Below are 12726 nucleotides of genomic sequence, written 5' to 3' on the forward strand. Positions count from 1 at the left end.
GGGAGATGTAACGTCAGATCTTGGCAACTGATGAATTGTCGACGAAACGACGGCCTGGCCCTGCGGTGTTCAACCCAGTCAGAGCAGCCGTAACAGATTGCGCGGCGGGGAACGGTGTCGTCAGACACATGGAGGACTCGTGCCCGCGCATAAAAGCCCGATCAGGGGCTTTGGAGACAAACCCGAGATCGACTATCGCGAACCTGCCGAGACTTCGCCGGACCCTGGCGTACTGAAGCGGGCGATCGCCGCATCGGCGATCGGTAACGCCACCGAATGGTTCGACTACGGCATTTACGCATATGGCGTGGGCTACATCTCCGCTGCCATATTCCCCGGAGACGCCCAACAGGCCACATTGCTGGCCCTTGCGACGTTCGCGGTGTCGTTCCTCGTCCGCCCACTCGGCGGCTTCGTCTGGGGACCCCTCGGCGACCGGCTCGGCCGCAAACACGTGCTTGCGATCACCATCGTGCTGATGGCGGGCGCGACGTTCTGCGCCGGGCTGATTCCGTCCTACGCCGCGATCGGGATGTGGGCCCCGGTTCTCATGGTCGGGCTGCGGATGATCCAGGGTTTCTCCACCGGAGGAGAATACGGCGGAGCCGCGACATTCATGGCCGAGTACGCGCCGTCGCGCCGGCGCGGTTTCCTCGGCAGTTTCCTGGAATTCGGCACTCTCGCGGGCTTTTCGCTTGGTGCGCTGTTGATGCTCGGATTCTCCGCGCTGCTGTCCGATGACCAGATGGGGCAATGGGGTTGGCGGCTGCCATTTCTCGTGGCAGCCCCGCTCGGCCTGGTCGGTGTCTACCTGCGTTCGAAGCTGGAGGACACCCCGATCTTCCGCGAGCTCGAAGCGAAGGGGGAGCGGGAAGGCGGACCCGCGTCTGAGCTCAAGGATCTGGTGGTCGAATACTGGGGGCCCATCCTGCGATTGGGCGGTTTGGTCGTCGCGCTCAACGTGGTCAATTACACGCTGCTCACCTACATGCCGACGTACCTGGAACAGACGATCGGTTTGTCGAGCAGCCACTCCTTGGTGGTACCCATCATCGGCATGCTGTCGATGATGGTGTTCCTGCCGTTGTCGGGCCACATCTCCGACCGGGTGGGCCGTAAACCGATGTGGTGGTTCTCGCTGATCGGCCTCTTCATCGCCGGTATCCCGATGTTCCTGTTGATGGCGACGAACATGGTCGGTGCGATCATCGCCTTCGCGGTGCTGGGCCTGCTCTATGTGCCCCAGCTGTCCACCATCTCCGCGACTTTCCCGGCGATGTTCCCCACCCAGGTGCGTTACGCCGGTTTTGCCATCGCCTACAACGTGTCGACATCGCTGTTCGGCGGTACGGCTCCGGCGGTCAATGATTGGGTAGTCGGGAAGACCGGTGACCAACTGGTGCCTGCCTACTACATGATGATCGCCTGCGTGATCGGGATGATCGCGTTGATCAAGGTGCCGGAGACGGCGCGTTGCCCGATCAGCGGCACCGAGATACCCGGAACGCCGGAAGCGCCGGCGCAGCTCGATTACGAGACCGAGCCCGAGGTGGAGAGTCAGACCGATCCCGGACCCGGACCCGGAACCGAGCCCGGCACCGACGCCGGCACATCGACGACGTCAGCCGGCCGGTAGCCGGGCGATCAACCGCTCGACGGCGTCCTCCATGTGGGCCAGCATCAGCTTGTCGGTGAGTGCGACGTCCCCGGATCGGATGGCGCAGGCGAGGGCCTGATGTTCGTTCACGCGGTCGGTGGGGTCGTCGTAGGTGTCGGCCAGCGCATGAACGCACATCCTGGTCTCCACCAGGAACGTCTGCTGTAGACGGGAAAGCCGTGGACTGCCGGCGAGTTCGACGAGTAGCTCGTGGAACCGCATGTCCGCCTCGCTCACGTCGTCAAGGTCGCCCGCCGCGGCCATTTCGTCGACCACGGCGAGCAGCGCATCACCGGCCGCGGCGTAGTCACCCTGCAGGACCTGACGGCTCGCGGTCCGTTCGATGGCCTCGCGGGCCAGGTACATGTCGCGGATCTCGTCGGCGTCCATGGAGTTGACGAACACTCCGCGATTGCGGATCGCGATCAGCAGCCCCTCCTGGGCGAGACGTTGCATGCCCTCTCGGACCGGGCCTCGGCTCACCCCGAACCTGCGGGCCAACTCGACCTCGCCGAGTTGCGTGCCGGGTACGAGTTCGCCGTATGCGATGGCCTGCCGGAGCTTGTCGGCGACGATGCTCGGTGTCGACACCTGCTCGACGGGCGTGATGAAGTCGGTCATCGCACCGCTCCGAACAGCCTGCCGAGTCCGGCTATGGGCGGTAGCAGGCCCAGCAGTTGCAGGCCCTTCCATACGGTCACCTGGTTGGCGGTGAGCACGGGCTTGCCGATAGCGGATTCCAGCTGGTCGATGAATTCCAGTGTGTGCATGGCGGTGTCGGGAACCAGCACCGCCTCGGCATCGGGATGGTCGGCGGCACGGACCATGTCGATGACATGTGTCCGTCCGAGCCGGCCCACCTCGGCCGCCGTGACGATGCCGTGGCTTCCCATCGACACCACATCAACGCCGCCGCCCGACAGGAATGAGGCGAAGTGTGCCGCCACTTCCGCGGGATAGGACGCCGCCACCGAAACCCGATGTATACCCATGTGCTGCAACGCATCTACGAAGGCGATGGATGTGGATGACGCGGGGACGCCGGAGGCGTCGGCCACGTCGGCGGCTTGACGCCGCGCACCGTCACGGCCGAAGACGAAACTGCCGGACGTGCAGGCCCACATCATCGAGTCCGGACGTGCCGTGCCCAATCGTGCGGCACCTTCGGCGAGGCGCTCGGTCCGGCCGAGGTCGAGAAGGGCATCGACACGATGCGCGTCCTCGCCGACGGACGTGATCGCGACCGGCAACCGGACTGTGGGTACCCGCGCTTCCACCACGGCGAAGTCGTCCTCGGCGCTGTGCCCGGGATAGAGGATGCCCACCGTGGCCATGCTTCTTCCTTTCAATGGCCGCCTTGTCACTTGCACGCGCTCAGAGTTCCAGCAGCCGCTGCCCGGCGCCGACGGCCTTGCGTCCCGCGACCGCCAGGGCGGCCCACATGGTCACCTGATTGGCGGTGACCACGGGCTTGCCGAGCTCGTGCTCCAGTCGGCAGATCAGATCGTAGGTAGGCAGATTCGTGCAACTGATGACGATGGCCTCCGCGTCCGGGCAGTCGGTGGAGCGCACGAGTTCGGCCGTGGTCTCGTAAGGCACGGCCCAGATCCGCGAGGTCATCCCCAGGCCCGCGGTGGCGGCCACCTCCACCCCGGCCTCCATGAGGTAACTGGTCAGCCCGCTGGTCAGATCCGTGGTGTAGGGAGTGACGGTGGCGACCGTCTTGACCCCGAGGTGCCGCAGTGCGGCCAGCATCGAACCGCTCGTGGTCACCGCTGCGGGGGCGCCCGCCGCACGCATGGCCGCCACCAGTGCGGCCTCACCGGCCATGCCCTTGACGAAGCTTCCCGAGGTGCATGCGTATGCCGTGACCAGTGGCGACACCGCGAGCACATTCGCGGCACCGGCCTCGACCTGCTCGGGTTCGGAGACGTGCACCGCCATGTCGACAGTCACCTGCATCGGCACGTACCGCAACCGGGTGACATAGAGGCTGACGTCATCGGGCACCCAGCGCCACAGTTCGCGGTCGAGAGCGAAGTCGTGTGGCGTCACGACACCTATCCCCACCTGCTGCAATGGCGGGGGAGGAACGACTTCCTCGAGTGTCATGTCCATAGTGTGAGGCCGACAGGCCCAACCGGCAACAGATTGTTGACAATCCTACGAACGCGTTCCTAGCCTCGAATGGTGCCGCCCCACGCAACCCGCCCGGTGATCGCGGTTTTGTGCGAGCGTGAGACCGACCGGGTACCCGGCCTGAGCGGACTAGACGCCGAATTCCGGTACTGCGACGCGGAGGGGCTGGCGCAGGCTGTCGCGGGTGCACGCGCTCTGCTGCTGTGGGACTACTTCTCGACCGCCCTGCGTGAGGTGTGGGCAGACGCACACGCGCTGGAGTGGGTTCACGTCGCGGCGGCCGGTGTCGACACCCTGCTGTTCGACGGGTTGCGTGAGTCCGACGTCGTGGTCACCAATGCCCGAGGCGTATTCGACCGTCCCATAGCCGAATACGTGCTCGGCGCGGTGATCGCGTATGCCAAGGGCAGTCAGACCAGCTTCGATTTCCAACGTCGCCATGAGTGGCGCCATCGTGAGACCCGGAGCGTCGCCGGTGCGCACGTACTCGTGGTCGGCACCGGCAGCATCGGCCGCGAGATCGCCCGCTTGCTGCGCGCGGCCGGTCTGGCGGTGCGCGGCGCCGGACGCATTGCGGTCGAACAGGATCCGGATTTCGGCACGGTGGTGGACAGCGGCGACCTGGCCGCGGCCGTCGGCTGGTGCGATCACCTGGTGCTGGCCGCGCCGCTCACTCCGGCCACGCGAGGACTTGTCGATGCGGGCGTGCTGGAGGCGATGAAACCCGATGCGCACCTTGTCAATATCGCGCGCGGACCGATCCTCGACGAGGATGCGCTGCTTGCCGCGCTGACCGAACGCCGTATCGGTGGCGCGACCCTCGATGTGTTCGGCACCGAGCCGCTGCCCGCCGATCACCCGTTGTGGGACGCGCCGGGTGCCGTCATCACCGCGCACATGTCCGGTGACGTCATCGGGTTCCGCGACACCCTGGCCGCTCAGTTCGCCGACAATGCGCGACGGTGGCTGCGCGGGCAACCGTTGGTCAATGTGGTGGACAAGAAGCTGGGTTACGTCTCCGGAGCGACATCGTGATCCCGCAGGCTGTCGAATTGCTCGCGGCCTACCGGGACAAGAGGATCTCGCCGGTGGAGGCGACCGACGCGGCCCTGTCCGCCATCGATCGCCACAACGACGCGGTCAACGCGTTTGTGCTCGTCGACTCCGACGGTGCGATGGCCGCCGCGTGTGAATCCGAAAAGCGTTGGTATCAAGGGAATCCGCTCGGCCCTGCCGATGGCATCCCGACGTCGATCAAGGATGCGCTCTGGACCCGGGGCTGGCCGACGTTGCGGGGCAGCTGGCAGATCGACGATGCGGGCCCGTGGCAGGAGGATGCGCCCAGTGTGGCGCGGTTGCGGGAATCCGGCGCGGTCCTGCTGGGCAAGACCACCACGCCGGAGTACTCGTGGAAGGGCGTGACCGACTCGCCTCGCTACGGAGTGACCGGAAACCCGTGGAACCCGGGGATGACGGCAGGCGGGTCCAGTGGCGGCAGCGCGGCGGCGGTGGCGATCGGCATGGGGGCGTGGTCGGTGGGCACCGATGGCGGTGGTTCGGTGCGCATCCCTGCCGCGTTCACCGGCACCGTAGCGCTCAAACCGACCTACGGTCTGATCCCGCTGTATCCACCGAGCCCGTTCGGCACCCTCTCGCATGCCGGCCCCATGGCGCGGACGGTCGCCGACGTCGCCGCGTTGCTGGACGTCATCACCGGATTCGATGCCCGTGACTGGTCGGCCATGCCTTCTCCGAGTTCGCCCTTCACCGCGGCTCTCGGCCAACCGATCACAGGATTGCGGGTCGCCTACTCGCCGAATTGCGGCTTCGGCGCCAACGATCCCGAGGTGGACATCGCGGTGCGAGCCGCGGTGGAGGTGCTCGCCGCCGCCGGGGCATGCGTCGAGGAAGTCGACCCCGGCTTCGCCGATCCGGTCCATGCCTTCCACGTCCTGTGGTTCGCCGGTGAGGCAAAGGTGTTGGAAGGCAAGCTGAGTGGCCCTGACGCCGGGCGGATCGATCCGGGTCTGCGACGCACAGCCGAAATCGGGACGACCTTCACCGCATCGGACTATCTGGACGCGACCGCCGTCCGGATGAAGCTCGGAGAACTGATGGGCCGGTTCCACCAGACCTACGATGTCCTGATCACACCGACGCTGCCGCTGACCGCATTCGCCACGGGCCGCGACGTCCCCGCTGGTTCGCCCTCGCCGGACTGGACGAGCTGGACGCCGTACACCTACCCGTTCAATCTGACGCAGCAGCCAGCACTTTCGGTGCCGTGCGGGTTCAGCTCGAGCGGCCTGCCCATCGGGATGCAGATCGTCGGTCCCCGGCACGCGGATGCCTTGGTACTGCGGGTGGGGGACGCCTACCAGGGCGTCACGGACTGGCATCGCCACGCGCCGGCGATGCTCACAAAGGAGGATGCATGAGCCGGTTGATCACCGTATCGCTGGACAAACACGGCGTCAGTTGCGTTGCCCGGCTGCTCGACGGACAGGCGCCGCGAACATGTGCCGCCGTGTGGGAGGCCTTACCGCTGGCCGCGCAGGTGTATCACGGCAAGTACGCCCGCAACGAGATCTACACTCTGCTACCGGCATTCGGTGCCGATCCCGGTAAAGAGAACACCACGGTCACGCCGATCCCCGGAGACCTGTGCTGGTTCTCGTTCGACTCCGATGATCTGGGCAACCCCGCATACGGTTACGAGGACAGCGCAGGTACCGGGACCACCGGTGCGATCGTCGACCTCGCACTGTTCTACGGCCGCAACAATCTGCTGATCAACGGGGATCAGGGCTGGGTGCCCGGCAACGTGTTCGGCGAGATCGTCGAGGGGCTCGAGGACATGACCGCGGCCTGTCAGGACCTGTGGATGGGCGGAGCCAGAGGCGAGACGTTGCGCTTCGCCCGGCTGTCGTGATTCAGGCGGCATGTACGCGGCGGATCGGTGCTCGATACTGACTGTAATCCGCCGCGTAACGCCGGATCGCCCGGTGTTCAGCCCAAAGTACCGCTGACGTAGACGATCTCGCCCATCGGGTCGTTGTCGTCGCGGGCCGGTACCGGCAGGCCGTGACGGACGAACAGCTCCGAGCGGACCACCCCGGTCATCTGCCAGCCCTTGGCGCTCAGATAGTCGGCGGCCGAATGCCTTTCGCCGTGGTAGATCAGCGACGGCATGTCCAAGTTCAAACCCATCTGGCTGAACGCCGCGGTAGCGGCGCGCGCCTTCTCCGGGTCGAAATCCTTGAGCGCTGGTACGAACTCCGTGGCCACCGCGCTACCGGCTGCGCTGAGCGCGGCGATGTTGTCGAACAACCGGTCCTGTGCCTCGGGCGGCAGGTAGATCAGCAGACCCTCGGCACACCACGCGGTCGGTTTGGCCGGATCGAATCCCGCCGCCTGCAGGGCGGCCGGCCAATCGTCGCGCAGGTCGACCGGTACGGTGCGGCGTTCGGCGGTCGGTGCGGCGCCCAGGTCCGCGAGCGTGCGGGTCTTGAACTCGATCACCTCGGGCTGGTCGATCTCGTAGACGACGGTTCCCTCGGGCCAGGGCAGGCGGTACGCGCGCGAGTCCAGGCCCGAGGCCAAGATCACCGCCTGCCGGATGCCCGCCTTGCCCGCGGCGATGAAGTAGTCATCGAAAAAGCGCGTACGCACCGCCATTTCGTCGATGTTGGCGCGGGCCCGCTCGGCGGCGTCCGGGGCGAATTGCCCCAGCGCCTCCAGGCTCAGCTCGCCATCGACCATCTTGGTGAACACGTCGATGCCCACCGCACGAACCAACGGCGCGGCGAACGGATCGTCGATCAGTCCGTGTGAGTCCAGGCTGGCGACCGCCCGCCCGGCCGCCACCATCGTTGCGGTCGCTCCGACGCTGGAGGCCAGATCCCAGCTGTCACCCTCGGTACGTGCCATGGTGCGTCCCCCGGTCGTCTAGTTCGATGTCTTGAATGTTGCCGACAGATAACCAGAATCGCCGGCTATCTCCTCAAGTTCGTCGGGATAGGCGAAACCGTGCGATTCGTAGGCGGCCCGGGTGGACTGCACCGTGACGTCCCACCCCTGCGCGGAGAGGTAATCGCGGGCGGAGGCTCGGTCGCCGGAGTAGAACAGGTCCAGCAGATCGACGTCGGTGCCGACTTTCTTGGACCATTCACTGACCCGCGCCGACCAGTCCTTCGACATTGCGGCGGTGTCCATGTGCTCAGTGGCGAGCCGGCTACCCGGAGCGCTGAGCGCGGTGATGTTGTCGAACAGCCGGTCCTGGGCTTCGGGCGGCAGGTAGATCAGCAGACCCTCGGCGATCCAGGCGGTCGGGCTCTGAGGATCGAAGCCGTTGTCACGCAGGGCTTTCGGCCAGTCGTCGCGCAGGTCGACCGGCACAGTGTGAAGCTCGGCGGCCGGCTGGGCCCCGAGATCGGTCAGCGTGCCGGTCTTGAACTCCAGGACCGCGGGCTGGTCCACCTCGAACACCACGCTGCCCGCCGGCCAGGGCAGCCGGTAACTGCGGGTGTCCAGACCGGAGGCCAGGATCACCGCCTGCCGGATACCCGCGTCACTGGCGGTGGTGAAGAAGTCGTCGAAAAACCGGGTGCGGACGGCGATCTGCTCACACATCCGCTGCCGGTCGAGCATCAGATCGCCCTCGATGCACACCTCGCCGTCGGCGATCCGGATGCTGTGTTCGAGGCCAACCGCACGGACCAGGGCGTCCGCGTACGGGTCGTTGATCAGGGGCTCGGATTGCTTGGTGGCCAGCGCGCGCGAGGCCGCGACGCCCGTCGCGGTCGCCCCGACGCTGGTGGCCAGATCCCAGGTGTCGCCTTCTGTGCGTGCCATGGTTCTCCTAGTTTCGTATCGCGATGACGGCCTGCGAGTTGCGTTGCGGCGCAGCGGCTTCTCCGGTGGGGAACTCGCGGCCGTACTCGGCGAACAGCTCGGGCCGTCGGCGTGCTGTCACCGTCCATCCGCTGTCGGTGAGATAGTCGACCACCGAATTACGCTCTCCGTCGTACCAGAGGTTGGCCAGATCGAGGTCGAGACCGTGCTGCCGCCACTGCTCGCTCATCGCGTTGCCCCGCTCGCGCAGGTTCGCCGCGATGTCGGGATGGAACTCGGTGGCCAGCCGGCTGCCGGGGGCGCTGAGCGCGGTGATGTTGTCGAACAACCGGTCCTGCGCCTCGGGCGGCAGATAGGCCAGCAGGCCCTCGGCACTCCATGCGCTCGGTGCGGCCGGATCGAACCCGGCGGCCCGAAGCGCCGCCGGCCAGTCGTCACGCAGATCGATGGCCACGGTGCGGCGTTCGGCCGTGGGAGTGGCTCCGATCTGGGCCATGGTGGCCGTCTTGGCGCCGATCACCTCAGGCTGGTCGATCTCATAGACCACCGTGCCGTCCGGCCACGGCAGTCGGTAGGCGCGTGAATCCAGCCCCGAGGCCAGGATCACTGCCTGGCGGATCCCGCCGCCTCCGGCGGCACCTGTGGAATTGCCGCCTCCGGCGGCGGAAGTGAAGAAGTCGTCGAAGAACTTCGTCCGCACCGCCATGATGCCGATCATCATCTCGGCGCCTTCGGCCAGTTCGCCGTCGAGGGCGATCTCGCCGTCGACGAGCTTGGTGAAGAACTCGACGCCGACGGCGCGGACCAGGTCCGCGGCGTAGGGGTCGTTGATCAGTGGATCCGGTTCAGCACTGGCGATCGCTCGGGCTGCGGCGACCATCGTCGCCGTCGCACCCACGCTGGAAGCCAGATCCCAACTGTCGGTGTCGGACCGTGCCATCGAGTTCCCCTGACTTCTCGGCTGTTATTTCTCGGCAGTGATGTAGAGCACAGAGGCCGCGTGGGCCTCGTCTTCGACCGGTGGCAGACCCGTGCGGATCAGCAGATCGTTCGATGAGATGCCGACGGTCCGCCAGGCATGGCCTTCCAGATACGTCGTCACATCGGCACGATCACCGAGGAAGATCAGTTCGTTGAGGTCCATGTCGAGGCCGTGGGCACGCCAGCGATCGGTGAACTCCTGCATCCGGGCCCGGATGGTCTCCTCGTCGTTCGTCTCGGTGGCCGGCACGCCTTCGACACCGAAACGGCTACCGGGGGCGCTCAGCTCAGTGACCTGATCGAGCAAACGGTCCTGGGCGTCTCCCGGCAGGTAACCCAGCAATCCCTCGGCGATCCATGCCGTCGGCGCCGACGGGTCGAAGCCGGCCTCGGCCAGCGCTGCGGGCCAGTCGAACCGCAGATCGATGGCGACGGTGCGCCGATCGGTCGTCGGGACGGCCCCGAGCTTCGCCAGGGTCTCGGTCTTGAACTCGATGACCTGTGGCTGGTCGATCTCGTAGACGACGGTGCCGTCCGGCCACGGCAGCCGATAGGCCCGTGAGTCCAGCCCGGCCGCCAGGATCACCGCCTGCCGGATGCCGGCCCGGCAGGCGTCCAAGAAGAAGTCGTCGAAGAAGCGGGTGCGGGCGGCCATGCCGTTGGCGAAGCGCGTCAGTCCGGTCGCGGCCTCCTCGTCGAGGCCTTCGGTGCTGAAGTTCTCGTCGGCCAGTGTGGTGAAGAAGTCCATTCCGACGGCACGAACCAGGGGAGCGGCGAACGGGTCGTCGATCACCGGATCATCGGCGTTGGTTGCCATCGCGCGCGCCGCCGCGACCATTGTCGCCGTGGCGCCCACACTGGAGGCCAGGTCCCAGGTGTCGTCAGCCGTGCGGGCCATGAATTCCCCCTTTTGTTCAGTGAATGTCAACGTGTTAGTTAGGTGGTGTAATGAGCTGCCGCCGACTGTACGCTCCGATTCTGAAGGGAAGCTCCGCTCGTTTTCGGGGCGGATCTTCGGGCGCACACCGACCGATCGAGGCCGATCGACGCGGGTGCGTGGAGGGCCGTCTTCGGGGCAACTGTTACTCTCGTAGACTGATTTGACGGCTGAGTTCGCAGGCTGCGCGCCTGCAGGGCGGCCGTACACGATTTGACCATTGACGCTGGCTCCACCAGCCCCGTTTGGCACGCCGCGCTGAGAGGTCGGCTGCGCAGGAGGAAGAGTGCTTTCGGCTTTCATCTCATCGCTGCGGACGGCCGACCTCAGACGCAAGATCCTGTTCACGTTGGGCTTGGTGATTCTGTACCGAGCCGGCGCGTCGATCCCGTCTCCGGGGGTTAACTACCCGAACGTCCAGAAGTGCATCGAGCAGGTCAGCGGCGGAGATTCGGCGCAGATCTATTCATTGATCAACCTGTTCTCAGGTGGCGCGCTACTGCAGCTGACCGTCTTCGCCGTGGGCGTCATGCCCTACATCACCGCCAGCATCATCGTGCAGCTGCTGGTCGTGGTGATCCCGCGGTTCGAACAGCTGCAGAAGGAAGGTCAGGCCGGTCAGGCCAAGATGACGCAGTACACGCGTTATCTGTCGATCGCGCTGGCCGTCCTGCAGGCCACCAGCATCGTGGCGCTCGCCGCCAATGGCGGGCTGTTGCAGGGCTGCAGCCTCGACATCATCCAGGACAGCTCCATCTTCGGTCTGATCGTCATCGTGCTGGTGCTGACCGCAGGCGCGGCGCTGGTGATGTGGATGGGCGAGCTGATCACCGAACGCGGCATCGGCAACGGCATGTCGCTGCTGATCTTCGCCGGCATCGCGGCTCGGATCCCGTCCGAAGGCCAGACCATCCTGGAGAGCCGCGGCGGATTGGTGTTCACCGCCGTGGTCGCCGCGACACTGGCCATCATCGTGGGCGTGGTGTTCGTCGAGCAGGGCCAGCGCCGCATCCCGGTCCAGTACGCCAAGCGCATGGTGGGCCGCAAGATGTACGGCGGCACCTCGACCTACCTGCCGCTCAAGGTCAACCAGGCCGGTGTCATCCCGGTGATCTTCGCGTCGTCGCTGATCTACATCCCGCACTTGATCACCCAGCTGATCCAGAGCGGCAGTTCCAACCCGGGCAACAGTTGGTGGGACAAGTTCGTCGCCGACTATCTGACCAACCCGGCGGATCCGGTGTACATCGCGCTGTACTTCGGCCTGATCATCTTCTTCACGTACTTCTACGTGTCCATCACCTTCAACCCCGACGAGCGCGCCGATGAGATGAAGAAGTTCGGCGGATTCATCCCGGGAATCCGGCCCGGCAAGCCGACCGCGGACTACCTGCGGTACGTGCTCAGCCGGATCACCCTGCCCGGCTCGATCTACCTGGGCGTGATCGCCGTTCTGCCCAACCTGTTCCTGCAGATCGGAAACACCGGATCGGTACAGAACCTGCCGTTCGGCGGTACCGCGGTTCTCATCATGATCGGTGTCGGCCTGGATACCGTCAAACAAATCGAGAGCCAGCTCATGCAACGTAACTACGAAGGGTTCCTGAAGTGAGAGTCGTTCTACTCGGACCGCCCGGTGCGGGCAAAGGCACGCAGGCAGAGAAGCTGTCCGAGAAGCTCGGCATCCCGCAAATCTCCACCGGAGACCTGTTCCGCAAGAACATCGGTGACGGCACCCCCCTCGGCCTGGAGGCCAAGCGCTACCTTGACGCCGGCGATCTGGTTCCCGCCGAGCTGACGAATCGTCTGGTCGAGGACCGCATCGACCAACCCGACGCGGCCGACGGATTCATCCTCGACGGCTACCCGCGCTCGGTCGAGCAGGCGGGCGCGCTGAAGGACATGCTTGCCGCGCGCAACACCCAACTCGATGCGGTCGTGGAGTTCCAGGTGTCCGAGGACGAGTTGCTGACCCGCCTCAAGGGCCGCGGCCGCGCCGACGACACCGACGAGGTCATCCGCAACCGCATGAAGGTCTACCGCGAAGAGACCGAGCCGCTGCTCGAGTACTACCGCGACGAACTGAAGACCGTGAATGCGGTGGGCGGCCTCGACGAGGTGTTCGCCCGCGCATTGCACGCACTGGGTAAGTGATCAG

Annotated in this window: 13 protein-coding genes; 6 read left to right on the forward strand and 7 right to left on the reverse strand. The window is 66.0% G+C overall.

Annotated elements, in window-relative coordinates:
• Window positions 1-187 precede the first annotated feature (187 nt).
• A complete protein-coding gene (locus tag H977_RS32610; RefSeq protein ID WP_231395897.1) occupies window positions 188-1636 on the forward strand; it encodes an MFS transporter in 1449 nt (482 codons plus the stop codon).
• Here the strand turns inward: H977_RS32610 and H977_RS0105455 are convergent.
• Genes H977_RS0105455 through H977_RS0105465 form a run of 3 tightly spaced genes read right to left on the reverse strand, consistent with a single transcriptional unit; the run spans window position 1622 to window position 3769 of the window.
• Window positions 1622-2278: a GntR family transcriptional regulator gene (locus tag H977_RS0105455; protein ID WP_029106895.1), complete on the reverse strand. Its 657-nt coding sequence runs from the start codon at window positions 2276-2278 to the stop codon at window positions 1622-1624. The genes H977_RS32610 and H977_RS0105455 overlap by 15 nt on opposite strands.
• Window positions 2275-2991: a maleate cis-trans isomerase family protein gene (locus H977_RS0105460; RefSeq protein WP_029106896.1), complete on the reverse strand. Its 717-nt coding sequence runs from the start codon at window positions 2989-2991 to the stop codon at window positions 2275-2277. The genes H977_RS0105455 and H977_RS0105460 overlap by 4 nt, the downstream gene beginning before the upstream one ends.
• Before the next feature lie 40 nt (window positions 2992-3031).
• On the reverse strand, window positions 3032-3769 hold the full coding sequence (locus tag H977_RS0105465) for a maleate cis-trans isomerase family protein (protein WP_353587244.1): 738 nt from the start codon (window positions 3767-3769) through the stop codon (window positions 3032-3034).
• Between the two features lie 78 nt (window positions 3770-3847).
• Here H977_RS0105465 and H977_RS0105470 point away from each other — a divergent pair, with 78 nt between their 5' ends.
• The 3 genes from H977_RS0105470 to H977_RS0105480 are packed head-to-tail and all read left to right on the forward strand — an operon-like array spanning window position 3848 to window position 6728.
• Complete coding sequence (locus H977_RS0105470; RefSeq protein ID WP_231395882.1) at window positions 3848-4831, forward strand: D-2-hydroxyacid dehydrogenase; 984 nt, start codon at window positions 3848-3850, stop codon at window positions 4829-4831.
• Window positions 4828-6234, forward strand: a complete 1407-nt coding sequence (locus H977_RS0105475) for an amidase (protein WP_029106899.1) — start codon at window positions 4828-4830, stop codon at window positions 6232-6234. Before H977_RS0105470 ends, H977_RS0105475 begins: the two co-directional genes overlap by 4 nt.
• Window positions 6231-6728 carry a DUF3830 family protein gene (locus H977_RS0105480; RefSeq protein ID WP_029106900.1) on the forward strand — a complete coding sequence of 166 codons (498 nt, stop codon included), beginning with the start codon at window positions 6231-6233 and terminating at the stop codon, window positions 6726-6728. Before H977_RS0105475 ends, H977_RS0105480 begins: the two co-directional genes overlap by 4 nt.
• Window positions 6729-6805: 77 nt before the next feature.
• Here H977_RS0105480 and H977_RS0105485 read toward each other — a convergent pair whose 3' ends face one another.
• Genes H977_RS0105485 through H977_RS0105500 form a run of 4 tightly spaced genes read right to left on the reverse strand, consistent with a single transcriptional unit; the run spans window position 6806 to window position 10529 of the window.
• Window positions 6806-7726 carry a class I SAM-dependent methyltransferase gene (locus H977_RS0105485; protein WP_029106901.1) on the reverse strand — a complete coding sequence of 307 codons (921 nt, stop codon included), beginning with the start codon at window positions 7724-7726 and terminating at the stop codon, window positions 6806-6808.
• 18 nt (window positions 7727-7744) lie between these two features.
• Window positions 7745-8650, reverse strand: coding sequence for a class I SAM-dependent methyltransferase (locus H977_RS0105490; protein ID WP_029106902.1), 906 nt, complete (start codon window positions 8648-8650; stop codon window positions 7745-7747).
• 7 nt (window positions 8651-8657) lie between these two features.
• The gene (locus H977_RS0105495; protein ID WP_029106903.1) at window positions 8658-9590 is read right to left on the reverse strand and encodes a class I SAM-dependent methyltransferase; all 933 of its coding nucleotides are present in this window, start codon (window positions 9588-9590) and stop codon (window positions 8658-8660) included.
• Window positions 9591-9614: 24 nt separating this feature from the next.
• Complete coding sequence (locus H977_RS0105500) at window positions 9615-10529, reverse strand: class I SAM-dependent methyltransferase (protein ID WP_029106904.1); 915 nt, start codon at window positions 10527-10529, stop codon at window positions 9615-9617.
• A gap of 325 nt (window positions 10530-10854) precedes the next feature.
• On the opposite strand from H977_RS0105500, the gene secY reads away from it, so the two are divergent.
• Together secY and H977_RS0105510 are read left to right on the forward strand one after the other, a co-directional pair.
• On the forward strand, window positions 10855-12180 hold the full coding sequence (secY, locus tag H977_RS0105505; RefSeq protein WP_029106905.1) for a preprotein translocase subunit SecY: 1326 nt from the start codon (window positions 10855-10857) through the stop codon (window positions 12178-12180).
• The gene (locus H977_RS0105510) at window positions 12177-12722 is read left to right on the forward strand and encodes an adenylate kinase (RefSeq protein WP_029106906.1); all 546 of its coding nucleotides are present in this window, start codon (window positions 12177-12179) and stop codon (window positions 12720-12722) included. Before secY ends, H977_RS0105510 begins: the two co-directional genes overlap by 4 nt.
• The last annotated feature ends 4 nt before the right edge of the window (window positions 12723-12726 follow it).

It is taken from the genome of Mycobacterium sp. URHD0025 (assembly GCF_000426065.1).
In the GTDB taxonomy this organism is placed as follows: domain Bacteria; phylum Actinomycetota; class Actinomycetes; order Mycobacteriales; family Mycobacteriaceae; genus Mycobacterium.

What these genes read in the sequence shown, in the direction of transcription:
- H977_RS0105465 (WP_353587244.1), bottom strand. Translation starts at nt 3,769, where the DNA reads ATGACACTCGAGGAAGTCGTTCCTCCCCCGCCATTGCAGCAGGTGGGG.
- H977_RS0105480 (WP_029106900.1), top strand. Translation starts at nt 6,231, where the DNA reads ATGAGCCGGTTGATCACCGTATCGCTGGACAAACACGGCGTCAGTTGC.
- H977_RS0105460 (WP_029106896.1), bottom strand. Translation starts at nt 2,991, where the DNA reads ATGGCCACGGTGGGCATCCTCTATCCCGGGCACAGCGCCGAGGACGAC.
- H977_RS0105455 (WP_029106895.1), bottom strand. Translation starts at nt 2,278, where the DNA reads ATGACCGACTTCATCACGCCCGTCGAGCAGGTGTCGACACCGAGCATC.
- H977_RS0105495 (WP_029106903.1), bottom strand. Translation starts at nt 9,590, where the DNA reads ATGGCACGGTCCGACACCGACAGTTGGGATCTGGCTTCCAGCGTGGGT.
- H977_RS0105485 (WP_029106901.1), bottom strand. Translation starts at nt 7,726, where the DNA reads ATGGCACGTACCGAGGGTGACAGCTGGGATCTGGCCTCCAGCGTCGGA.
- H977_RS0105500 (WP_029106904.1), bottom strand. Translation starts at nt 10,529, where the DNA reads ATGGCCCGCACGGCTGACGACACCTGGGACCTGGCCTCCAGTGTGGGC.
- H977_RS0105490 (WP_029106902.1), bottom strand. Translation starts at nt 8,650, where the DNA reads ATGGCACGCACAGAAGGCGACACCTGGGATCTGGCCACCAGCGTCGGG.